20 protein-coding genes are annotated in these 22,216 nt (G+C 63.0%); 9 read left to right on the top strand and 11 right to left on the bottom strand.

The window, feature by feature from the left end; genetic code table 11:
• Window positions 1-61: 61 nt before the first annotated feature.
• Window positions 62-1,645 carry a DEAD/DEAH box helicase gene (locus FJ867_RS09810; protein WP_181167385.1) on the top strand — a complete coding sequence of 528 codons (1,584 nt, stop codon included), beginning with the start codon at window positions 62-64 and terminating at the stop codon, window positions 1,643-1,645.
• A gap of 71 nt (window positions 1,646-1,716) precedes the next feature.
• Here the strand turns inward: FJ867_RS09810 and FJ867_RS09805 are convergent, their stop codons facing one another.
• On the bottom strand, window positions 1,717-2,322 hold the full coding sequence (locus FJ867_RS09805) for a hypothetical protein (protein ID WP_140494984.1): 606 nt from the start codon (window positions 2,320-2,322) through the stop codon (window positions 1,717-1,719).
• Window positions 2,323-2,477: 155 nt separating this feature from the next.
• Window positions 2,478-2,609 (bottom strand): hypothetical protein, encoded by a 132-nt coding sequence (locus FJ867_RS29275; protein ID WP_263483010.1) that lies wholly within the window; start codon window positions 2,607-2,609, stop codon window positions 2,478-2,480.
• 54 nt (window positions 2,610-2,663) lie between these two features.
• On the opposite strand from FJ867_RS29275, the gene FJ867_RS09800 reads away from it, so the two are divergent.
• On the top strand, window positions 2,664-3,248 hold the full coding sequence (locus tag FJ867_RS09800) for an HXXEE domain-containing protein (RefSeq protein ID WP_210239750.1): 585 nt from the start codon (window positions 2,664-2,666) through the stop codon (window positions 3,246-3,248).
• Between the two features lie 101 nt (window positions 3,249-3,349).
• Here the strand turns inward: FJ867_RS09800 and FJ867_RS09795 are convergent, their stop codons facing one another.
• From FJ867_RS09795 to FJ867_RS09765, 7 genes are all read right to left on the bottom strand, one after another.
• Window positions 3,350-4,000, bottom strand: a complete 651-nt coding sequence (locus FJ867_RS09795) for an OmpA family protein (RefSeq protein ID WP_140493627.1) — start codon at window positions 3,998-4,000, stop codon at window positions 3,350-3,352.
• A gap of 152 nt (window positions 4,001-4,152) precedes the next feature.
• Window positions 4,153-4,521, bottom strand: a complete 369-nt coding sequence (locus FJ867_RS09790) for a GFA family protein (RefSeq protein ID WP_140493629.1) — start codon at window positions 4,519-4,521, stop codon at window positions 4,153-4,155.
• 126 nt (window positions 4,522-4,647) lie between these two features.
• Entirely contained in the window at window positions 4,648-5,019 is a 372-nt protein-coding gene (locus tag FJ867_RS09785; RefSeq protein ID WP_140493631.1) for a hypothetical protein, read from the bottom strand.
• Between the two features lie 308 nt (window positions 5,020-5,327).
• A complete protein-coding gene (locus tag FJ867_RS09780) occupies window positions 5,328-5,747 on the bottom strand; it encodes a GFA family protein (RefSeq protein ID WP_140517633.1) in 420 nt (139 codons plus the stop codon).
• Between the two features lie 37 nt (window positions 5,748-5,784).
• Window positions 5,785-6,916, bottom strand: a protein-coding gene (gene prfB / locus FJ867_RS09775) for a peptide chain release factor 2 (RefSeq protein ID WP_140493636.1) whose coding sequence is annotated in 2 segments (ribosomal slippage) — window positions 5,785-6,849 and window positions 6,851-6,916 — 1,131 coding nt in all. Because the reading frame shifts where the segments join, the coding sequence is not laid out codon by codon here.
• A 124-nt stretch (window positions 6,917-7,040) separates the two neighbouring features.
• Window positions 7,041-9,497 carry a penicillin-binding protein 1A gene (locus FJ867_RS09770; RefSeq protein WP_140493638.1) on the bottom strand — a complete coding sequence of 819 codons (2,457 nt, stop codon included), beginning with the start codon at window positions 9,495-9,497 and terminating at the stop codon, window positions 7,041-7,043.
• 213 nt (window positions 9,498-9,710) lie between these two features.
• Window positions 9,711-10,961 carry an N-acetylmuramoyl-L-alanine amidase gene (locus FJ867_RS09765; protein ID WP_140817263.1) on the bottom strand — a complete coding sequence of 417 codons (1,251 nt, stop codon included), beginning with the start codon at window positions 10,959-10,961 and terminating at the stop codon, window positions 9,711-9,713.
• Window positions 10,962-11,611: 650 nt separating this feature from the next.
• Between FJ867_RS09765 and FJ867_RS09760 the strand changes: the two genes are divergently transcribed.
• Complete coding sequence (locus FJ867_RS09760) at window positions 11,612-14,566, top strand: ribonuclease E/G (protein ID WP_140817261.1); 2,955 nt, start codon at window positions 11,612-11,614, stop codon at window positions 14,564-14,566.
• Window positions 14,567-14,659: 93 nt separating this feature from the next.
• On the opposite strand, the gene FJ867_RS09755 is transcribed toward FJ867_RS09760, so the two are convergent.
• Window positions 14,660-15,589, bottom strand: a complete 930-nt coding sequence (locus tag FJ867_RS09755; protein ID WP_140817259.1) for a glutaminase — start codon at window positions 15,587-15,589, stop codon at window positions 14,660-14,662.
• 4 nt (window positions 15,590-15,593) lie between these two features.
• On the bottom strand, window positions 15,594-16,742 hold the full coding sequence (locus tag FJ867_RS09750) for an aminotransferase class I/II-fold pyridoxal phosphate-dependent enzyme (RefSeq protein ID WP_140631712.1): 1,149 nt from the start codon (window positions 16,740-16,742) through the stop codon (window positions 15,594-15,596).
• Between the two features lie 146 nt (window positions 16,743-16,888).
• Between FJ867_RS09750 and FJ867_RS09745 the strand changes: the two genes are divergently transcribed.
• The 6 genes from FJ867_RS09745 to aat all read left to right on the top strand — a co-directional run bounded on the left by FJ867_RS09745 (window position 16,889) and on the right by aat (window position 22,213).
• Window positions 16,889-18,280, top strand: a complete 1,392-nt coding sequence (locus tag FJ867_RS09745; RefSeq protein ID WP_140817257.1) for a M48 family metalloprotease — start codon at window positions 16,889-16,891, stop codon at window positions 18,278-18,280.
• A 62-nt stretch (window positions 18,281-18,342) separates the two neighbouring features.
• A complete protein-coding gene (locus FJ867_RS09740) occupies window positions 18,343-19,146 on the top strand; it encodes a DsbA family protein (RefSeq protein WP_140493657.1) in 804 nt (267 codons plus the stop codon).
• A gap of 145 nt (window positions 19,147-19,291) precedes the next feature.
• Window positions 19,292-19,726 carry a type II 3-dehydroquinate dehydratase gene (gene aroQ / locus FJ867_RS09735; RefSeq protein ID WP_140493659.1) on the top strand — a complete coding sequence of 145 codons (435 nt, stop codon included), beginning with the start codon at window positions 19,292-19,294 and terminating at the stop codon, window positions 19,724-19,726.
• A gap of 26 nt (window positions 19,727-19,752) precedes the next feature.
• A complete protein-coding gene (accB, locus tag FJ867_RS09730; RefSeq protein ID WP_140493661.1) occupies window positions 19,753-20,214 on the top strand; it encodes an acetyl-CoA carboxylase biotin carboxyl carrier protein in 462 nt (153 codons plus the stop codon).
• Window positions 20,215-20,224: 10 nt separating this feature from the next.
• Window positions 20,225-21,568 carry an acetyl-CoA carboxylase biotin carboxylase subunit gene (gene accC, locus FJ867_RS09725; protein WP_140493663.1) on the top strand — a complete coding sequence of 448 codons (1,344 nt, stop codon included), beginning with the start codon at window positions 20,225-20,227 and terminating at the stop codon, window positions 21,566-21,568.
• 27 nt (window positions 21,569-21,595) lie between these two features.
• Window positions 21,596-22,213, top strand: coding sequence for a leucyl/phenylalanyl-tRNA--protein transferase (gene aat, locus FJ867_RS09720; RefSeq protein ID WP_140517639.1), 618 nt, complete (start codon window positions 21,596-21,598; stop codon window positions 22,211-22,213).
• Window positions 22,214-22,216 lie beyond the last annotated feature (3 nt).

Here is a 22,216-nt window from a genome sequence, read left to right as displayed (position 1 = left end):
CGCGGCGCCTGCCGCGACGGATGCCGTTGCGCTTCCCCGAACAGCCAAAGACAGCCAGAACTTGTCCTCAGACACCCAGACCGCTCAAGAAGCGTTGACTTTCGCGGACCTCGGCCTATCGCCGAAGGTCCTTTCCGCAGTCACCGACGCCGGCTACCTCAAGCCGACGCCGATCCAGGCCGGCGCCATTCCGCACGCGCTTCTGGGCAAGGATGTGCTTGGCATAGCACAGACCGGTACCGGCAAGACGGCCTCCTTCGTGCTGCCGATGCTGACACGACTGGAAAAGGGCCGCGCCCGCGCCCGCATGCCCCGCACGCTGATCCTGGAGCCGACCCGCGAGCTTGCGGCGCAGGTCGAGGAAAACTTCATCAAATACGGCAAGAACCACAAGCTCAACATCGCACTGCTGATCGGCGGCGTGTCGTTCGACGAACAGGACAAGAAACTGGAGCGTGGCGCCGACGTGCTCATCGCGACGCCCGGCCGCATGCTCGACCACCGCGAGCGCGGCAAGCTCTTGCTCAACGGCGTCGAGATCCTCGTCATCGACGAAGCCGATCGCATGCTCGACATGGGCTTCATTCCCGATATCGAGCGTATCTGCGAGATGATCCCCTTCACCCGGCAGACGCTGTTCTTCTCGGCGACGATGCCGCCCGAGATCACCAAGCTGACCGAAAAGTTCCTGCACGCGCCGGTGCGCGTCGAGGTTTCAAAGGCCGCCTCCGCCGCGACCAACATCATCCAGCGGCTGGTGAAGTCCGGTTCCAAACCCTGGGACAAGCGCGAGACGCTGCGCAACCTGATCAAGGCCGAGGATGCGGAGCTGAAGAACGCCATCATCTTCTGCAACCGCAAGATCGAGGTGTCGGAGCTGTTCCGCTCGCTGCTGAAATATGACTTCGACGCCGGCGCGCTGCATGGCGACATGGACCAGCGCGCGCGCATGCAGATGCTGGCCAATTTCCGCGACGGCAAGCTGCGGTATCTGGTCGCCTCCGACGTGGCCGCGCGCGGCCTCGACATTCCCGATGTCAGCCACGTCTTCAACTATGACGTCCCGATCCATGCCGAGGATTACGTCCACCGAATCGGCCGTACCGGCCGCGCCGGGCGCTCCGGAAAATCCTTCACCATCGCGACCAAGTCCGACACCAAGTACATCGACGCCATCGAACGGCTGATCGGCACCAAGATCGAGTGGCATGACGGTGACCTGTCGACGGTGGTGGCCAGCGAAGGCGAGGACGAAGCACCGCGCCGTGGCCGCGGTGCGCCGCGGCGCGCCGGCCGCAAGGACGACGACCGCAAGGACAGGGGCGAGCGCAAGAGAGGCGGACGCCAGGCCAAGCACGGCGAAGACGCGGCACCGGAAACCGTGCGCGAGGAACAGCCGGTCGCGACCGAGGAAACGGTCGCCGGCACTGGTGAGCGGCGCACGCGCAAGGACGCTATCCGCTCGGAAAATTCCGAGCGCAAGAGCTCCGCGGCGCGCAGCGAGCGACGTGCACCGGAGCGCGGCGACACCAGGCCGCAGCGCGATGACCGTCGCCCTGCCCGCAACCGAGAAGACGAAAACGACGCCACCGTTGGCTTCGGCGACGACATGCCGGCCTTCATGCGCATCGTCGCCAAGGGCTGACCGACGAGTGGTTCCAAGACAAGACGGCCATCCGGCTTGCCCTCCCGGCAAGCTCCTGGCTGGGCTGGCCGTTACATCGGCCCAGGCATCATCTTGGTCGGTTTCTCCAACATCGGAAACTCGGCCTTGTTGCATTTCACGTTCGGGTTCGTCGGACTGAACATGCCGTTCGGATTATCACCCAGCCAGGCGTGAAGATCGTAGTGGACGAACTCCCTCGGGATGAGCGGATAGTGTCCCTCCATCGGACCCATGAAGGTTTGGCCAAACAGCTTCGGTGGCTCTTTGACGTCCGGCGTCAGCGGCACAAGCCATTCCGCCCCGACCAGGCGCAGACCGTTTTTCGTCGGCTCGTAGATCAGCACATTGGGGCGCATCGGGTCGAGTTTTTGGCCGACACTTGGGACGTTGACGAAATGGATGCCCATGGCGCCTTTCGGGTAGTACATCGCTCCGGATATCTTTTCTCCGCTATAGTAGACGCAGCCGACCGTCGACAGATAAAGGTCGCGGACAGCCGCGGTGTAGTCCTCATATTTGGCGAGCGACTTTTTCAAGGCCTCGATGTCAGCTTTGTTGGCATCCTCGGCTCGAGCCGCCGCGACGCCCAACCATGCGCTTACAAGACCTGTTAAAGCGAAGACGCCGCAGCGCCCAAGGCTGGCTGTTCTTGTCATGCATTCCTCCCAGATTTTTTTGATCTGGCCGTGCAAGACCGAGGCTGAAAAAGAAAATGCTTATTGCGCGGCCAAGTGTACCGCCTCATCCCCTCCGGAACAGCGACGATGCTATTCCTTTCCATGGCTGCGGGAAAGCGGTTATTTAGGACTGGCTAATTCTCGGGCACGCCAATCTCAATCTGAGCGCGGCGGTCGCGGCCGGTGAAGCTGTTGCCGTCATCGCCGAGCGACACCACCGTTGGCTTCGGCGACGACACGCCGGCCTTCATGCGCATCGTTGCCAAGGTCTGATATCGTCGTGTGTTGCAAGGACGCGCGGCCTCGCCGAAGGTGGCGTGATGAAGCGTCTGGTGGAAGATTGGGTCTATGGTGGCGTGCTCGCCGGCCTCACCCTGTGCGTGGTGGCGATCGGGCTGGCTGCTCGATTGGAGACAGCCGAGCTCGCCGTCTTCCTGCTGATCCCGATTTACATGCTCCACCAATACGAGGAGCACGCCGAGGACCGGTTCCGGCTTTTCGTCAACAAGATGCTCGGCGGCGGGGCGCCGCTGCTTACCCGCTTCGATGTCTTTGTGATCAACGTACCGGGTGTATGGGGCATCTACTCCCTGGTTTTCACCCTCGCTGTCACGGTCAATGCCGGGATAGGGCTGATCGCCGCCTACACCACCCTGATCAACGCTTTGGTTCACGTCGCGCAGGCCATCAGGATGCGCAGCTACAACCCCGGGCTCATCACCGCAATTGTCTTGTTCGTACCCGCATCCATCTGGTCGATCCTGACGCTTTCCGGTTCGGGAACGGGCTTCCATATCCTTGGACTTGCGGTCGGGCTGCTCATTCATGGACTGATCGTTGCCCATGTCGTCCGGCGGCAGCGCCTGACCCAACGAGCGACGGTCGATAAGCCGACCTCACCGTAAGATCATGGAAGAACCCGGGGCCGCAGGCTTGGCCGTCGGTCGCATTTTGCAAACAAAAACGGCCCCTTGCGAGGCCGTTTTTGCATTCTGATCGATGCTGCTCAGGTGAGCGGCGAAAGCTGGATCTCGACGCGACGGTTTTGAGCGCGACCCTCGGCGGTGGCATTGGACGCTACCGGACGGGTCTTGCCGAATCCCGTGACGGCGAAGCGGCGCGAATCGACGCCCTGGCCAGCCAGGTAGTTGGCGACCGCCAGCGCGCGGCGCTGCGACAGATCGAAATTATGCTGGTCGCCGCCGGTCGAATCGGTATGGCCGAACACGTCGACCGTGGTCTGCTTGAACTTCTTCAGCACCAGCGCGACCGAATTCAGCACCTGGTAGAAGCCGGGCTTCACCGCATCCTGATCGACGTTGAAGGTGATATCGGACGGCATATTGAGGATGATCTGGTCGCCGGAGCGGGTGACGCTGACGCCTGTGCCCTCCAACTGCCGGCGCAGTTCGGCTTCGTTCTGGTCCATGGTGGCGCCGATGGCGCCGCCGGCCAGCGCCCCGATGCCGGCGCCGATCAGCGCGTTGCGACGATCATTGCCGCCCGCAAGCAGGCCAAGGCTGGCGCCGGCCAAGGCGCCGAGGCCGGCACCGGCCGCCGTGTTGGAAATTTTCTGGTCGCCGGTATACGGATCGGTGGTGGTGCAGGCGCTCACCAGCACAGCCGTCGCCACGACGACGAGCACGGTCTTCTTCATAGGATTGTCCCTCTCCAAGTCACGCCTTGCGATGGCGCCAAATCAGCCCTTCGCGCGACTTGTACCATGAAATGCGGCGAAAAGCGGAACGGGAAAACACCGGCAACGGCTTTTCCCCGGGGCACGATTTTCCCGATTGGGCGTCCAGGAATCTACCAGAGATTCTTGCCGTCGATGGCCACCACTTCGACCTTGTCCAGGTCGAAATCGTCGAACAACCGCGAGTTGACGCTGATCTTGGGATTGTCGAAATCCGGCTCTCCGCTCGACCAGTCCGGTGTTTCGGTGAAGGTCCCGCAGCCGCAGGTGTCGCAAAAACCGTGCTTAACGGTCTTCGATCCCCACTGATAGAAGGAAACATTCTTCTGCGGCGTGAGGAGTTTGAACTGCGCAGGAGTGTAGTAGGCCCAAAGCGAGCCGCGTTTCGAGCAGAACGAACAAGTGCACTGCGTCAGCGTCTGCGGCGCTTGCGAAACCTCGAATATCGTCGCCTTGCAGTGGCAGCTTCCCTTGATGGTCATGGACGTCACCTCTCCCTTGTCCGCCGCCCGCAGGCAACGCAACACAAAGGAGCGGTCCTGGCAACCGTCCGTCAGCAGGCCCCCGCCCATCGCGGTCCGGGCCGGTCGCCGCTGCGCCTTTCGGGCCTAGTAGGAGCGCGGCGGCACGAACAGGCAGATCGTCTTACCCGCGTCGAGACCCGCTTGATGCGCGCACCAGTGGAATTCGCCGTCCGGGCTGTCCTTCACACGCTTATCGGTCATGGGGACAACTTCCCCCGTGCCGGCGATCACATAACCCTCGGGTTTTTCCAAAACCTCGCCCGTATGGGCCGTGCGGCAATCGTAGTTAGCGCAGCATGCGAATGGATAGCTCCAACCCAGCGGCTTCGCCGCTGTAGGCTTGGCGTCGTGGGCGAAGGCAGGCGCCATCGGCAACGCAATCGCTGCGATTGCAAGCAGGCAGAGCATGAGTCGGCCCACCGCGGCCCGAGCCGATTTTGATGGGGCAGCAGACATGGAAGCGCTCCTTTCGACGAGCATCAAGCGTTTCGCTTGCCCGTTCCTGAAACGTGTCTTCCCAGCGGCCGGATCGTCAGCAGGCATTTCTGCCGCGCCCGGCCATAGATGCTTTTGTCTCCCCTCGACCATGGATGGTGGGCCGATTTGTGAGTCGGCGCAAGAAACCACTGCATGCCGATGTCGCAGGCTGAATGCCGCGCATCGGCAACAGAAAACAGGCGCCGTCTCTTGATTGGATAGGCAGGCACAACCATGCCCAGCAGACGGGATCGCAGATAACGAGATTCAGCGAGAGAAGTTCCGGCCTATTCGCCAGCAGGTCCTGTGATCACGTGTTCGTCATACTGCGGCAGGCCGTCGCTGATCGTGTACCATGGCGCCTTGGAACCGACGAAGATATGCTCGGTCGGGCGGATGCTCGGGTTGTCGACGAGCGTTCCCATCGCGACATGGACGAAGGCGCCCTGGCGCACGACCGAATAGAGCAGCGAACCGCACCGCTTGCAGTGCGCGTCATGGCCGTTGTCGTCGCCGAAGACCAGCAACATGTCGTGGCCCTTGGTCAGGACAAACTTGGCGCGTTCGATGCCCGCGAAGGGCTTGAAAGCCGAACCTGTCGTGCGCCGGCAGTTCGAGCAATGGCAATTCGCCGCGTACAGGAACTCGTCAGCGACCGCATAGTGCACCGCGCCGCAGAAGCACTTTCCAACAAGCTTGCGAGCCATCATCCAATCCAAATGTGTGGCACTGTAGGCGCCGGCCCTAATCCAGGTCCGCCACCGCTTCCCCAGCACCACCCTCGATGCGTTGCGACAGCGAGGCTTCCATGAAGTCATCGAGGTCGCCATCGAGCACGCTCGACGGGCTGGTGCTTTCGACACCTGTGCGCAGATCCTTCACCAGCTGATAGGGCTGCAGCACGTAGGAGCGGATCTGGTGACCCCATCCAATGTCGCTCTTCGATGCTTCGGTGGCGTTGGCGACGGCTTCGCGCTTCTTCAGCTCTTCCTCGTAAAGCCGCGAGCGCAGCATCTCCCAGGCCTTTGCCCGATTTTTGTGCTGCGAACGTTCGGCTTGGCAGGCGACCGCTATGCCGGTGGCGAGATGGGTAATGCGCACCGCCGAATCGGTGGTGTTGACGTGCTGGCCGCCTGAACCGGACGAACGATAGGTGTCGATGCGCACGTCGGATTCGGAAACGTCGATCTCGATCGTATCGTCGATGACGGGATAGACCCAGACGCTGGCGAAGGATGTGTGCCGGCGCGCGTTGCTGTCATAGGGTGAAATGCGCACCAGGCGATGGACGCCGGATTCCGTCTTCAGCCAACCATAGGCATTGTGGCCCTTGATCAGCAGCGTCGCAGACTTGATGCCTGCCTCTTCGCCGTCATGCACTTCCAGCACCTCGACCTTGAAGCGGCGGCGCTCGGCCCAGCGCGTGTACATGCGCAGCAACATCGAGGCCCAGTCCTGGCTTTCGGTGCCGCCGGCGCCTGCGTGGATTTCGAGATAGGTGTCGTTGGCGTCGGCTTCGCCCGACAGCAGCGTCTCGACCTGGCGGGCCTTCGCCTCGCCTTGCATCGAGCGGATCGCTGCCTCAGCCTCGGCAACGACGCTCTCGTCGCCCTCTTCCTCGCCGAGTTCGATCAGGCCGATATTGTCTTCCAGCGCCTGGGTCAGGCCCCTGACCGCCGCGATGCCTTCCTCGAGGCCCTGGCGCTCGCGCATCAGCTTCTGCGCTTCCAGCGGTTCGTTCCAGAGGCTGGCGTCCTCGGCGCGGACGTTGAGATATTCAAGCCGCTTTATGGCCTGATCCCAGTCAAAGATGCCTCCTCAGCAGGGTAATTGCCTGCCTGATCTCGTCGACAATATTCTGCGTTTCCGCGCGCATGGCCTGATGTTTTATCCTGTTGCTGAAAGTGACGCCTGGTCGGCGCGATACATAGGGACGGCGCCGCCGCCTGTAAAGCAAATTGGACCGGCCCAGGGCCGGCCCAATCCTGCATGCATACCCGTCAGTAGAGGCCGCCGCCGCCCGACTGGATGGCCTGGTTGGCCTGAGGCGACAGCGCGCCGCCGGAGGCATTGGACCCGTCAGCGCCCATGCCGATCACCCAATAGCTGTCGGCTGGCCCGGTGCCCGGCTTGAAGGCCTCGATGATGGTGCCGGGATCGCCCGAATTGGCCCGCATGCCGGTCTTGCGGTTGATGGCGACCAGATTCATGCCTTCGGGAACCTTGAAGTCGACATTGGGCGTGCCATCCAGCGCCACGCGCATGAAATCCTTGAAGATAGGAGCGGCGAGGCCGCCGCCGGTGGCGCCATGGCCAAGGCCGCGCGGCGTGTCGTAGCCCATATAGAGGCCGACGACGAGGTTCGGCGTGTAACCGATGAACCAGGCGTCCTTTTCGTCGTTGGTGGTGCCGGTCTTGCCGGCGATGTGGCGTCCGAGCTCGGCGATGGTGGCGCCGGTGCCGCGCTGGACGACGCCTTCCATCATCGAGGTGATCTGGTAGGCGGTCATCGGATCGAGAACCTGTTCGGAATTATCGACAAGCTCAGGTTCGGGCTGGTTCTGCCATTCGGCCGCGTTGCAGCCTTCGCAGCCGCGTTCGTCCTGCTTGAAGACGGTCTTGCCGTAGCGGTCCTGGATACGGTCGATCAATGTCGGCTTGATCGACTTGCCGCCATTGGCCATGATCGAATAGGCCGAAACCATGCGCATCACCGTCGTCTCGCCGGAGCCCAGCGCCATCGGCAAATACGGCGCCAGATGGTCATAGACGCCGAAACGCTCGGCATATTCGACGACCAGCTTCATGCCCATGTCGTTGGCGAGGCGCACAGTCATCAGGTTGCGCGACTTTTCGATGCCGGAGCGCAGGGTTGCCGGACCAGCGACCGTGCCGTCGTAGTTCTTCGGCGTCCAGGTCGTGTTGCCGCTCTGGATGGTAATCGGCCCGTCCATGATCACCGACGCCGGCGTATAGCCATTGTCGAGCGCCGCGGAATAGACGATCGGCTTGAACGAAGAGCCGGGCTGGCGCATGGCCTGGGTGGCGCGGTTGAACTCCGACTGCGCGTAGGAGAAGCCGCCGACCATGGCCAGCACGCGGCCGGTGTGTGGATCCATGGCGATCAGGCCGCCTTCCACTTCGGGGACCTGGCGCAGGCTGTAGGCGTCGTCGGAGCCTTCGTTCTTCTGGACGAAGACGACGTCGCCCGGCTTGAGCACATCGGCCGGCGACTTGGCCCTGACCGTCTTGCCGCCGACCACATGGCGCATGGCAAAGCCCATGTCTTCCTTGCTGACGGTGCCTTCGACGCGCTCCTTGACGATGTCGCCGGACGCCTGGCGTGCCGGCTGCAAGCCAATCGACAGGCCGGATGCCGAACTGTCGAGCACGACTGCGAGCTTCCATTCGGGAACGTCTTCCAGCCCCTTCACATTGCCCAGCGGCACACCCCAGTCGCCGGACACGTCGATCGTCTTTAGCGGCCCGCGGTAGCCGCGCAGCGTGTCGTATTTGATCAAGCCGTTCTGCATCGCCTTGCGGGCGATGAGCTGGATCTTCGGGTCGAGCGTGGTGCGGACGGACAGGCCGCCTTCATAGAGCGCGTTCTCGCCGTAGCGGGCGATGATCTGGCGGCGCACCTCCTCGGTAAAATATTCGCCGGCGAACAGATAGGTGCCGTTGCGGCGCGGCGTGACGCCGAGAGGCTCCGCTTTGGCCTTGTCGCCTTCCTCGCGCGTGACGTAGCCGTTCTCGACCATCTGGTCGATGACCCAGTTGCGGCGCTCAAGCGCGCGGTCGGCATGCTTGAAGGGGTGATAGTTGTTCGGCCCCTTGGGCAGCGAGGCCAGATAGGCGGCCTCGGCCACGGTCAGCTCGTTCACCGACTTGTCGAAATAAGTGAGCGCGGCACCCGCCACGCCATAGGCGCCGAAACCGAAGAAGATTTCATTGAGGTAGAGTTCGAGAATGCGGTCCTTGGAATAGGCCTGCTCGATGCGGAAGGCGAGGATCATTTCCTTGATCTTGCGCTCGTAGGTCTGGTCCGAGGTCAGCAGAAAATTCTTCGCCACCTGCTGGGTGATCGTCGAGGCGCCAACCTGACGCCTGCCCGAGCCGAAATTCTGCAGGTTGACGATGATAGCGCGGCCCAGGCCGGTCACGTCAATGCCGGGGTGGTTGTAGAAATTCTTGTCCTCGGCCGACAGGAAGGCCGCCTTGACGCGGTCGGGGATGGCCTGGATCGGCAAATACAGGCGCCGTTCGCGCGCGTACTCGGCCATCAGCGCGCCGTCCGAGGCATGGATTCGGGTGGTCACCGGCGGCTCGTACTTGGCCAGCACCTCATAGTCGGGCAGATCCTTGGACAAATGCCCGATATAGATGGCAACCCCCGCCGCGACCAGCAGGGCCAGCGTCGTGCCGATACCGAAGAAATAGCCAATGAGACGAATCATGCCCGCTCCAGTCCTTGGTTCGGGAATTTCCTAAACGAAGCCGCCTTCCGCGCAAGCATTCGAGCCGGTCCCAACCCGTAATCGAAAACCCATGTCGCTACCATGTGGGCAAAATACGGCAAGGCCGGATTTCGCGGCCGTGAGTCGGAAATAAAAGCGTCGGGTGTTGTCGCCGCGCAACGCTGCCTGTGGTTGCAGGCGTCGTCAGGCATGTCAGCCCCCAGTTCCCGTTCCGGCACGCGCGGAAGCGAACAGCGCGACGGCGTTGGTGATGCTTTGCGCCGCCTTGCCGCGCCAGTCGGCGTTGAGCAGTTGCGCCTCGTCCTTGGCATTCGAGAGATAGCCGAGTTCGACCAGCACGGAGGGGACGTCAGGCGCTTTCAGCACCTTGAACCCCGCGGAACGCTGCGGATTGTTGATGAGGCCGACGCTGGTCGACAACTGGCCGACCAGCGTGTGGGCGAAACTCATCGAGAAGGTGTGGGTCTCGCGGCGGATCAGGTCGATCAGGATATCGGTGACTTCCTTGTTGTCGTCCTTGATCACCATGCCGGCGAACTGGTCCGAGAGATTTTCACGATCGGCAAGCGCCTGCGCTTCCGGATCCGAAGCCTTGTCGGAAACGGTATAGACGGTCGCGCCACGGATGCCCTTGAGGCTGATGGTGTCGGCATGGATGGAGATGAGCAGGTCGGCCTCATGCTGGCGAGCGATGCGCACGCGGTCGTCCAGCCGCAAATATTCGTCGGTGTCGCGCGTCATGAAGACATCGTATCTGCCGACGGCGGCGAGCTTGTCGCGCAGTTCCGTGGCGAAAGCCAGCGTGACGTTCTTTTCGACCGTGCCGTTCAGGCCCTCGGCACCGCCATCGACGCCGCCATGGCCCGGATCGATGACGACGGTGAAGCGATGGCCCGGATTGGAGACCGGCCCGGTGCCGACCCGTCCGCCCTTGTCGGTCGAAACCGTGGAACCGGTGGTCAGCGCCTGATTGGCAAGGGCAGTGTCGAACTCGCGTTCGGAGGCCGCCGACATGTCGATGGCGATGCGGTAGCCCGCGCCGTCCTCGTTCTTGAGAACATCGAGCTTGTCGACCGCGAACGGCCCCTTCCCGGTGAGAACCAGCCGCGACACGCCTGCCTCCAACTCACCCAGGCGCACGCCCTTGACCAGCCCGCGAGGCTTCAAATCCTTGGCATCGATGGCTAACTTCGTATTCGCCAGATCGATGACCAGACGATTGGGCCCGCGCAAAAGGAACCATTTGACGTCGGGCTCGCGGTCGAAATCCATGACGATGCGCATCTTGGTGGCATCGCCCGCCATCTTGTAACCGGTTGCCGTGAGCGGGGCATCGGCGGCGTTGGCGACCAACGAGATGGTCATCGACAGCAGGAGGCAGAAGATCGCGAGCAAACGGCCGCCGGCACGACTGCCCTTGTCTGTGAAGCCTGCCAGTCCCATCTCTTTGCAGTCGCTCCCGGTTTGGCGCCAAGGCGCCCGGTCATGTAGTCGAAGTGCCGGTTAGGCCGCGAACTCGATTAACGATTGGTATCCAGAGAAGGTTAACCAAGCCTTTTCACGCGAGGCCCGGACCCGTGCTTACGTGGCGGAACCGCTTTTGCCGGCGTCGGAAAACGGGGTTGCCTTCCAACCCGCCAAATCATAAAAGCGATAGTGGATCACTGCAATCCTGGAACCGCCCTCCTCCGCAGCTTCCCGCTACAGGTGAGACGAAAGGCGGCTCCTTTCGCTCCATGCGAGAAGGGTTCAGGTGATCGCGACGAATTTCGCAGGTGTGCGCCCGTGGCGGGGGAATCGCCTGCGTGAGGAAAACGGCCGGGTTTGTCCCGCGCCGGCTCTGTATGAGCAAACAAGCTGGTCCGGTTTCCGGGCTTTGGTTCAAAAGGTTCTGCTGGTGACGATGGCTTCAAGCGCAATCATGGAAAGGTCCGCATCAAACCGCGCCAATATGGCTGCGGGCGGCACCGCCATGGCGCGCAGGCACCGTCCGGCGGACATTCAGACATCCGGCACCCACATTCATCCAGACACACAGCAGCGGCCCTTGCGCCGCAAGCTGCGGCTGACGGCTGCCGGGGGGAAACGAAATAATGCCCAACAAAATGCTGATAGACGCCTCCCACCCGGAGGAAACACGCGTTGTCGTCGTACGCGGTAATCGTATCGAAGAATTCGACTTTGAATCACAGGACAAGAAGCAGCTCAAAGGAAACATCTATCTCGCCCGCGTAACGCGCGTCGAACCCTCCCTTCAGGCAGCCTTTGTCGAATATGGCGGCAACCGTCACGGTTTCCTCGCCTTCAGTGAAATACACCCCGACTACTACCAGATCCCCGTCGCCGACCGTCAGGCGCTGCTGCGCGCCGAAGCGCAGGAAGCCGAGGACGAGGACGATGAGGACGGCGAAGGCGACGACCGCCAGAGCCGCGATCGCGGCCGGCGCGGGCGCCGGCGCGGCGGCAAGGGCCGCGACCGCGCAGAACACAAGCGCGATGCGAGCGGGGCCGATGCCGACGAGGCAACCGAAACGGCCGGCGAGGCAGGCGACGCCGACAATGGCAATGACGCCGTCTCGGAGAACACTTCCCACGGTTCGGAAACCATCGAACATGCGGCCGATATCCCGGAACAGGCCGCGGATGCATCCAATCATGGCGAAGCCTCCCCCGAGCAGAGCGACGAATCGTCCGGACAGGACGAAGGCGAGACCCGCGAGGGCGGCCCGACGTCGATCGCCGCCTCCGTCGACGCCGACGTGATTTCCGAACCCGTCCCGCTGACGGAACAGGGCAGTGAATCCAGCGACGATGATCGCGGCATGCTGGAAGAGGTTCAGTCTTCGCATCCGGACGATCACGAGGTCGAATCGGTCGGCGCCGAGGATGCCCTGGAGGAAGCGCGCAACCGCCGCAAGCCGATGCGCCGCCAGTACAAGATCCAGGAAGTGATCAAGCGCCGCCAGATCCTGCTGGTGCAGGTTGTCAAGGAAGAGCGCGGCAACAAGGGCGCAGCGCTCACCACCTATCTGTCGCTTGCCGGCCGCTATTCCGTGCTGATGCCGAACACGGCGCGCGGCGGCGGAATTTCGCGCAAGATCACCAGTGCTGTGGACCGCAAGCGCCTCAAGGAAGTGGTCGCCGATCTCGAAGTGCCGCAAGGCATGGGCGTCATCCTGCGCACCGCAGGCGAGAGCCGCACCAAGGCCGAGATCAAGCGCGATTACGAATATCTGATGCGGCTTTGGGAGAACGTGCGCAATCTCACGCTCCAGTCCACGGCCCCTGCCCTCGTCTACGAGGAAGGCAGCCTGATCAAGCGTTCGGTGCGCGACCTCTATAACAAGGACATCGACGAGATCCTCGTCTCCGGCGAAGAGGGCTACCGCGAGGCCAAGGACTTCATGCGCATGCTGATGCCGAGCCACGCGAAGGTGGTTCAGCCGTTCCGCGATACGACGCCGATCTTCGTGCGCAATGGCATCGAGGCGCAGCTTGACCGCATGCTGCAGCCGCAAGTGACGCTGAAGAGCGGCGGCTACATCATCATCAACCAGACCGAGGCGCTGGTCGCCATCGACGTCAATTCGGGCCGCTCGACCAAGGAGCACTCGATCGAGGACACCGCGCTCCACACCAATCTGGAAGCGGCGGAGGAAGTCGCCCGCCAGCTCAGGCTGCGCGACCTTGCCGGCCTGATCGTCATCGACTTCATCGACATGGAGGAGAACCGCAACAACCGTGCCGTCGAGAAGCGGTTGAAGGATCATCTCAAGAACGACCGCGCGCGCATCCAGGTCGGCCGCATCTCGCATTTCGGCCTGATGGAGATGTCGCGCCAGCGCATCCGCGCCAGCGTGCTGGAATCGACCATGAAGCCTTGCCCGCATTGCGGCGGCACGGGCCATGTGCGCTCCGATTCGTCTGTCGCGCTGATGGTGGTCAGGGCGATCGAGGAGTTCCTGCTCAAGGATTCGCGCAGCCACATCACAGTTCGCACGCCCGCGGCGACCGCGCTCTATGTGCTCAACCACAAGCGCGGCACGCTGGTGGAACTGGAAAGCCGCTTCGGCCTGACCATTACGCTTGAGGCCGACGACACGGTCGGTTCGCAGCATTATGCGATCTTCCGCGGCGCGCTGGCCGAAAAGCCTGAAGGCTTCGTCGAGGCACGCACCCTGCCGGCCTATGTCGAACCGGAAGAGCTCGAGGATGAGACCATCGTCGAGGAGGAAGACGAAGCACCGGCCCAGGCCGAACAGCCGCGTCAGCCGCAGCAAGGTCAGCACCAGCAGAGGCCCGGCGAAGAGGGCGAAGGCCGCGACCGCAAGCGCCGCAAGCGTCGCAGACGCCGCGGCGGCAAGGATCGCGATCGCGAGCATGGCCACACCGACGGTGCTTCCGTGTCGGCGCAGGCCGACGAGTTGTCCACATCGGAAAACCTGTTGAGCCGTGACGAGGCGGAAGCCGGCGACGAGGCTCCGGTCCCCGCGGCCGGAACTGCCGAAACGGCGGAAGCATCCGACGAGGGCCAGGGCAAGAAGCGTCGCCGCGGCAAGCGTGGCGGCAAGCGCAACCGGCGCGAGGACGGCGAAGGCGAGGCCGAGGCGATCACCGATGAAGCGACCGAACCTTCCGGGGTCGATGCTTCCGAAAGCGAGCCTGCGATCGAGCCGGTAACCGTCGTGGCTGCGGAAGAGCCGGTGGCTCCAGTGAGCGACGAGGCGACGACCGCCGAGAAGCCCAAGAAGCCGCGGCGCGCAGCCAAGCCGAAGAAGGCAGCCGCCGAGGCTGTCGCCGAGGAGCCGATCGCTGAACTGGTCGTTCCGGCACCCGCCGAGACGCCAGCCACGGCATCGGACGAGGCAGCGGCAGCGGTAGCGACCGCCGAGGAAACACCGAAGGCCCGTCCGTCACGACGCAAGCCGGCGGCCATCGATGCGCCGATCGTGCCGGTGGTTTCCTCGACCGTCGCCGAAGAGCCGGAAACCAAGACCGAAGAGAAGCCGAAGCGCGCCGGCTGGTGGCAGCGGAAAGGTTTCTTCTGAGATTTCAGCCCTTTGAACTGACTTCCTGAATAAAAAAAATCCCGCGCCGGTCGAAAGACGGCGCGGGATTTTCATATCCGGTTTGCCGGAACGTTACGGCGCGAAGATCGACCAGTTCATCATCCTGGCGAGCTTCTCCAGGGCGATAGAGCCCAGCTTGGAATTGCCGTTGGCGTTGAGGCCGGGCGACCAGACGGCGAGCGAGGCGACGCCGGGCACGATGCCCAATATGCCGCCGCCGACGCCGCTCTTGCCCGGAATGCCGACGCGGAAGGCAAAATCACCGGAGCCGTCATAGTGGCCGCAGGTCAGCATCATGGCGCCGATGCGGCGTGCCCGCTCGACTGATACCACGGAATGTCCGGTCGCCGGATTTTTGCCGCCATTGGCGAGGAACCGGCCGGCCATCGCCAGCTGCCGGCAGCTCATGGCGATGGCGCAATGATGGAAATAGACGCCGAGCGCCAGCTCCGGCGCATGATGAAGATTCCCGAAGGATTTCATGTAATTGGCGAGCGCGAAGTTGCGATAGCCGGTGGCGCGCTCCGACGCCGCAACCTCGCGGTCGATGATGATGGTCTCGTCGTCAGCGAGGAACTGGATGAAGCGCAGGATCTCGCCGATCGCCTCGCGCGGCTGATGACCGGCAAGCAGGATGTCGGAAATGACGATAGCGCCCGCATTGATGAAGGGATTGCGCGGAATGCCGTTCTCATGCTCGAGCTGCACGATCGAGTTGAACGGATTGCCCGAGGGTTCGCGCCCGACCCTTTTCCACAGCGCATCGCCGACATTGCCCAGCGCCAGCGTCAAGGTGAATACCTTCGAGATGCTCTGGATCGAAAAGGGCTGGTCGGCGTCGCCCGCCATCAGCACACGGCCGTCATTGGTGACGGCTGCGATCCCGAATTTCTTGGGATCAACCTTGCCGAGTTGCGGGATATAGGTGGCGACCTCGCCGCGATCGGTGCGTTCGGCCATTTCGGCCGCGACTTCGGCCAGGGCCTGCTCGAGTTCCGGCATGGATCTATCTCAGCCAGCGTTCGATGCGCGCCAATGCCTCGACCATGTCGTCATGGCTGCCGGCATAGGAGAACCGCATGGTGCGGTGCCCGGCCTGGGTGTCGAAATCACGGCCGGGCGTGGCCGCGACATGCGCCTCGGCCAGCATCTTGCGGGCGAAAGCCATGCTGTCGTTGCTGTGCCTGGTGACGTCGCAAAAGGCATAGAAGGCGCCATCCATCGGTGCTGCGAGCGGAAAACCGAGCTCCGGCAGACGCTTCATCAGGAGCTCGCGGTTCCAGGCATAGCGACCCTTGACCGCTTCTAGCTCCTCGGTAGCGGCAAAGGCCTCGATTGCGGCGACCTGCGACAGTTCCGGCGGCGAGATGTAGAGGCTCTGCGCAATGCGCTCGATGGGCCGCACCACCGCTTCCGGCAGCACCATCCAGCCGATGCGCCAGCCGGTCATGCAATAGTATTTCGAGAAGGAGTTGATCGCCGTGACACCGGCTCCAAAGGCGAGTGCCGTGGTGTCGGGCGCCGCATAGGCCAGCCGGTGGTAGATCTCGTCGGAGATGACGGCAATGCCGAGCGCCTCCGCCGTCCGGACCAGGTCCGCGAGATCATCGGCCGGAATGACCGCGCCGGTCGGGTTGGCGGGACTTGCGAACAGCACGCCCTTCAGCGGTTTTTCGCGATGCGCGGTCTCCAGGTGAGCGGCATGAAGATAGGCCGCGTCGCCGAGCTCGATCTCGATCACTTCGATGCCCAGCGCCGCCATGATGTTGCGATAGGCGGGGTAGCCGGGCGCTGCGATGGCGACGCGGTCACCGGGATCGAACATTGCCAGGAAGGCGAGATTGAAGGCGGCCGAGGATCCCGTGGTGACCGCGATCCGGTCGGGCGCGACATCAAGCCCGTAGTGATCCCCATAGTGTTCCGCGATCGCCTTGCGCAATCCAGCCAGGCCCAGCGCATCGGTATAGCCAATACGCCCGTCCTGCAAAGCCCTGGCCGCCGCGGCACGAACGCGGGCCGGAGCCGGATCGGACGGCTGGCCGACGGCCATGGAAATGACCGGCGCGCCCGTCGCTCTCAGCCGGTTCGCCTCGGCCAGCACATCCATGGCGTGGAAGGGTTCGACATTGCCACGGCGTGAGAGCGAAACGACCATTTTGACCTCGATCCGACGATTGAGCGCACCACGTCCTGGCGCATGCGCCGCACAAATGCCCGATTGGTGTGAGGATCACAAGTTGAGGAAGTTTTTCCGGTGCCGACTTTTCATCTTTCGCCCGCTCGTCTACCAGTGGACACGTCATGTTGAGCCGACCCAAATCGATGGTTGCCCGGGTAGCGCGCGTCGTTGCGACGCTTTCGCTTGGCGTGGCCGTCGCGGTGTCTGGTTCCATCAGCGCCTTCGCCCAGAACGTGCCGGTGGTGCGCGATGCCGAGATCGAGGCGCTGGTGCGCGACTACGCCCGCCCGATCTTCAAGGCCGCCGGTCTGGCGAATGACGGCATCGACATCGTCCTGGTCAACGACCAGAGCTTCAACGCGTTCGTCACCGGACGCCGGCTGTTCATCAACACGGGCGCCTTGATGGAAGCCGAAACGCCCAACGAGATCATCGGCGTCATCGCCCACGAGGCCGGCCACATCGCCGGCGGCCACCAGCAGAAACTGCGTGACCAGCTCGAGCGCGCCAAGACGATGGCCATCATCGCAACCTTGCTGGGCGCTGGCGCCATGGTCGCCGGGGCGACCACCAACAGCCGCGGACTTGCCGGCGCCGGCGTGGGCGTGGCGGCTGGCGGCGGCGAGATGGCGCAGCGCAGCATTCTCGCCTATCAGCGCACCGAGGAGATGACGGCCGACCGCTCGGCGATCACCTATCTCAACGCCACCGGCCAGTCCGGCATGGGCATGCTGAAGACGTTTCAGCGTTTCCAGACGGCCTTGTCGCTGTCGGGCGCGCAGGTCGATCCCTACCGGATCAGCCATCCAATGCCGCGCGATCGAATCTCCAACCTCGAAGTGCTGGTCAAGCAGAGCCCCTATCTCGACAAGGTCGATGCGCCGGCACTGCAATTGCGCCACGACATGATGCGGGTGAAGATCGCTGTCTACATGGAAGGCCAGGCCGCCGCGTCGCGGCTGATGCGAAAGATGCAGGGCAGCCTTGCCGCGCAGTATGGCGAGGCCCAATCGGCCTATCTTTTCGGCAACATCGCCACCGCACTCGCCAAGACCAACGCCTTGATCAAAGCCCAGCCCGGCAACGCCTATTTCCAGGAATTGCGCGGCGATATATTGATGAAGGCGAACAAGCCCAAGGAAGCTGCCGATGCCTACGCCAAGGCAGTCAGCCTCGACAAGGCGCGATCTGGATTGCTGCCGGTTTCGCTCGGCCAGGCGTTGATGGCGACGGGCACCCCAGACGCTCTGAAAAAGGCCGTGGTCCAGATCAACAACGGCTTGCGACGCGACAAGGAAAATTCCGTGGGATACCGCTATCTGGCGCAGGCCTATGGCGAATTGGGAGACATACCGGGCGCCGAGCTCGCCACGGCCGAGGGTCATTTCTATTCCGGTAACTACAAGGATGCGAAGATCTTCGCCATGCGAGCGCAGCAGCAACTCAAACGCGGCGAGCCGCGATGGATACGCGCCCAGGACATCATAAACTACAAGCCGTCGGGCAAGGTATAGTGAACCTTCCGGCCGTGCGCTGCGACGCAGCCAGACCGGAAAACAGGCAAAGGAACGGAACGATGAAAAAGGCACTGTTGCTGGGCACCACGGGAGTTGCGATAGCCCTTGCCATGCTGGCGTTCGGTTTCGTGGCCGGCAGCCCGCAAATCGCGGAAGCCGGTGCGGCGCAACCGCTTCAGACGGCAGCGGCCGATACCAAGATCGACCGCACCGAGGTCGAAGGCATCATCCGCGATTATCTCCTGAAGAATCCGGAAGTGCTGCTGGAAGTCCAGGATGCGCTCGAGGCCAAGCAGAAAGAAGAGCAGCGCATTGCCCATCTCGGCGTCATCAAAGGCGCCAAGGAGCAGATCTTCAACTCCTCCTTCGACGGCGTGGTCGGAAACCCGAAAGGCAAGGTCACGATCGTCGAGTTCTACGACTACAATTGCGGCTTCTGCAAACGCGCCATCGAAGACATGCAGGCGCTGACCAAGGCCGATCCGGACCTGCGTTTCGTGCTCAAGGAGTTCCCGATCCTCGGCCCGGATTCGCAGAAGGCCAGCGTCGTCTCGATGGCCTTCCACCTGATGATGCCGCAGAAGTACGGCGAGTTCCACAATGCGCTGCTCGGCGGCCAGGGACGCGCCACCGAGGCGGCGGCGATCAAGGTCGCGCTTTCGCTCGGCGCCGACGAAGCGACGCTGCGTGAAAAGATGAAGGACCCGTCCATCACCGAAGCCTTCTCCAAGACCTACGATCTCGCCAACAAGCTGGCGATCACCGGAACGCCGTCCTATGTCGTCGGCAATGAGGTCGTGTTCGGGGCGCTCGGACAGGAAGTCCTGGCGGAGAAGATCGAGGCGGCGAAAGCCGCGCTTTGATCGGCCGCGGGTTTTCTTCACGGGCGCATTTCCGCCTGTTGTGGACAGTGAAAGAACGCACTTGCGCTCTTTCCGCGGGCGTCTATGCCCATTATAGAGGGCCCAGCGCCGGTTTGACGCCGGTGCCGGAAAAGGTCGGCATTTTTTGAAAACGGTTTTCGTCCTGAACGGTCCCAATCTCAACGCGCTCGGCAAGCGCGAGCCTGGCATCTATGGCGGCAAGACGCTTGCCACCATCGCGGACGACTGCAGAGAGGCGGGCGCGGCGCTCGGGCTCGAAATCGATTTCCGCCAGTCGAACCACGAGGGCGACCTCGTCGACTGGATCCAGGAAGCCGGCGACAAGGCCGCCGGCATCGTCATCAATCCCGGCGCCTATAGCCACACCTCGATCGCGATTCACGACGCCATTCGTTCCGTGGCGCCGCTGCCGGTCGCCGAGGTCCATCTTTCCAATATCCATGCGCGGGAATCATTCCGCCACGTCTCCATGGTCGCGCCGGTCGCTGTCGGCATGATCTGTGGCTTTGGGCCGCTCGGCTACACGCTGGCGCTTCAGGCGCTGGCCGCACGCCTATGACCGGCCAACAAACAGAAGGCTCGAAAATGTCGATAAAGAAGACCGGTGTTGACCAGCAGCTGATCCGCGACCTGGCGGGCATACTGAACGACACCAATCTCACCGAGATCGAAGTCGAGCTGGGTGACCTGAAGGTGCGCGTATCGCGGCAGGCACCGGCCGTTCACGCGATAGCCGCGCCGCAGCCGGCCTTTGCGCCGGCGCCGGCGGCCCAACCTGCCACCGCAGCCGTTCCGGCCGCGGCCGACGTGTCGAAAAACGCCGTGGCCTCCCCCATGGTCGGCACCGCCTACCTGGCGCCCTCGCCGGATGCCAAGCCGTTCATCGAGATCGGCCAGAACGTCAAGGAAGGGCAGACGCTGCTGATCATCGAAGCGATGAAGACGATGAACCAGATCCCCTCGCCGCGCGCCGGCACGGTGACGGCGATCCTGTTCGAGGACGCACAGCCGGTCGAATACGGCATGCCGCTCGTCGTGATCGAGTAGAGCGGCCCTAATGTTCCAGAAGATTCTCATCGCCAATCGCGGCGAAATCGCGCTTCGGGTGCTGCGTGCCTGCAAGGAGCTTGGCATCCAGACGGTGGTGGTGCACTCGACCGCCGACGCCGACGCCATGCATGTTCGGCTCGCCGACGAGAGCGTATGCATCGGGCCACCGCCATCGCGCGACAGCTACCTCAATATCCACCAGATCGTCGCCGCCTGCGAGATCACCGGCGCCGACGCCGTGCATCCCGGCTACGGTTTCCTGTCGGAGAACGCCAAGTTTTCCGACATATTGGCCGCGCATAACATTACCTTTATCGGTCCGACCGGCGACCATATCCGCATCATGGGCGACAAGATCGAAGCCAAGCGCACCGCCAAGCGACTCGGCATTCCGGTGGTTCCCGGCTCCGATGGTGCGGTGACCGAGGAAAAGGAGGCCAAGCGCATCGCCGCAGAGATCGGCTATCCCGTGATCATCAAGGCGTCGGCCGGCGGCGGCGGACGCGGCATGAAAGTGGCGCATACCGAGGCCGACCTCGAAGTCGCCTTGCAGACGGCCCGCTCGGAAGCGGGCGCGGCCTTCGGCGATGACGCCGTCTATATTGAAAAGTACCTGCAAAAACCGCGTCATATCGAGGTTCAGGTGTTCGGCGACGGCTTTGGCCGGGGCGTGCATTTCGGCGAGCGCGACTGCTCCTTGCAGCGTCGCCACCAGAAAGTCTGGGAAGAGGCCAACTCACCCGCCCTCAACGCCGAGGAACGCTCGCGCATCGGCGATATCTGCGCCAACGCCATCGCCGACCTCGGCTATTCCGGCGCCGGCACGATCGAGTTCCTCTACGAGAATGGCGAGTTCTATTTCATCGAGATGAACACGCGCCTGCAGGTCGAGCATCCGGTGACGGAGGCTATCACTGGCATCGATCTGGTGCATGAGCAAATCCGTGTCGCCTCGGGCGGCGGTCTTTCGGTCAAGCAGGAAGACATCCGCTTCCAGGGCCATGCCATCGAGTGCCGCATCAATGCAGAGGATCCGCGCACCTTCACGCCCTCGCCCGGCACGATCACCCATTTCCACACGCCAGGCGGCCTTGGCATCCGTGTCGATTCCGGCGTCTATTCAGGGTACAAGATCCCGCCTTACTACGACAGCCTGATCGGCAAGCTGATCGTGCACGGGCGCAACCGCGTCGAATGCATGATGCGGCTGCGCCGGGCGCTGGACGAATTCGTCGTCGACGGAATCAAGACGACGTTGCCGCTGTTTCGCGACCTCGTCGGCAACGCCGACATCGCCAATGGCGACTATGACATCCACTGGCTGGAAAAATATCTGGCCAAAGGCGAATAGCCCCGGACTTGCCGCTATAATGAAGCGATGACTCGCCCCTACGCGCCAGGCTATCGTATCCCGACCGACCTTCTGCTCAAGGCCTACGCCTCGGGCGTCTTCCCGATGGCCGAAAGCGCCGCCGATCCGGAAGTGTTCTGGGTGCGGCCGGAGACGCGCGGCATCATTCCGCTCGACCGCTTCCACACGCCGAAAAGTCTGAAGAAGGCGCTTCGGCGAAACCTCTTCGACATCCGTTTCGACTTCGATTTCGAGGCGACGATCGATGGCTGCGCCGAAAGGCGCGAGGAGCGCCGTTCCACCTGGATCAACGCGCCGATCCGGGAGGCCTATGTGCAGTTGCATCGCATCGGCCATTGCCATTCTGTCGAGGCCTGGCGCGAGGAGCGGCTGGTCGGCGGCCTCTACGGTGTCTCCCTGGGGAGGGTGTTCTTCGGCGAAAGCATGTTTTCCCGGGAAACGGATGCTTCGAAGATCTGCCTTGTGCATCTCGTCGAACGCCTGCAGGCGCGCGGTTTCGCACTGCTCGACACGCAGTTCACCACCGAACACCTCAAGCGCTTCGGCGCAATCGACGTGCCGCGCGGCAAATACGAGAAGATGCTGGCCGACGCGCTGAAGGGTGAAGCGGTGTTTTTCCCCTGATGA

Origin of the sequence: Mesorhizobium sp. B2-5-3 (assembly GCF_006441005.1) — a bacterium.
In the GTDB taxonomy this organism is placed as follows: Bacteria; Pseudomonadota; Alphaproteobacteria; order Rhizobiales; family Rhizobiaceae; genus Mesorhizobium.
The sequence above is the reverse complement of the archived record's forward strand: the minus strand, read 5'-3'. Positions and strand labels throughout refer to the sequence as shown.

Coding starts and splice junctions, on each gene's coding strand:
- accC (WP_140493663.1), top strand. CDS start 20,225: ATGTTCCAGAAGATTCTCATCGCCAATCGCGGCGAAATCGCGCTTCGG.
- FJ867_RS09755 (WP_140817259.1), bottom strand. CDS start 15,589: ATGCCGGAACTCGAGCAGGCCCTGGCCGAAGTCGCGGCCGAAATGGCC.
- aat (WP_140517639.1), top strand. CDS start 21,596: ATGACTCGCCCCTACGCGCCAGGCTATCGTATCCCGACCGACCTTCTG.
- FJ867_RS09750 (WP_140631712.1), bottom strand. CDS start 16,742: ATGGTCGTTTCGCTCTCACGCCGTGGCAATGTCGAACCCTTCCACGCC.
- FJ867_RS09745 (WP_140817257.1), top strand. CDS start 16,889: ATGTTGAGCCGACCCAAATCGATGGTTGCCCGGGTAGCGCGCGTCGTT.
- FJ867_RS09800 (WP_210239750.1), top strand. CDS start 2,664: ATGAAGCGTCTGGTGGAAGATTGGGTCTATGGTGGCGTGCTCGCCGGC.
- FJ867_RS09805 (WP_140494984.1), bottom strand. CDS start 2,322: ATGACAAGAACAGCCAGCCTTGGGCGCTGCGGCGTCTTCGCTTTAACA.
- FJ867_RS09760 (WP_140817261.1), top strand. CDS start 11,612: ATGCCCAACAAAATGCTGATAGACGCCTCCCACCCGGAGGAAACACGC.
- FJ867_RS09795 (WP_140493627.1), bottom strand. CDS start 4,000: ATGAAGAAGACCGTGCTCGTCGTCGTGGCGACGGCTGTGCTGGTGAGC.
- FJ867_RS09765 (WP_140817263.1), bottom strand. CDS start 10,961: ATGGGACTGGCAGGCTTCACAGACAAGGGCAGTCGTGCCGGCGGCCGT.
- FJ867_RS09780 (WP_140517633.1), bottom strand. CDS start 5,747: ATGGCTCGCAAGCTTGTTGGAAAGTGCTTCTGCGGCGCGGTGCACTAT.
- FJ867_RS09770 (WP_140493638.1), bottom strand. CDS start 9,497: ATGATTCGTCTCATTGGCTATTTCTTCGGTATCGGCACGACGCTGGCC.
- FJ867_RS09740 (WP_140493657.1), top strand. CDS start 18,343: ATGAAAAAGGCACTGTTGCTGGGCACCACGGGAGTTGCGATAGCCCTT.
- accB (WP_140493661.1), top strand. CDS start 19,753: ATGTCGATAAAGAAGACCGGTGTTGACCAGCAGCTGATCCGCGACCTG.
- FJ867_RS09790 (WP_140493629.1), bottom strand. CDS start 4,521: ATGACCATCAAGGGAAGCTGCCACTGCAAGGCGACGATATTCGAGGTT.
- FJ867_RS09785 (WP_140493631.1), bottom strand. CDS start 5,019: ATGTCTGCTGCCCCATCAAAATCGGCTCGGGCCGCGGTGGGCCGACTC.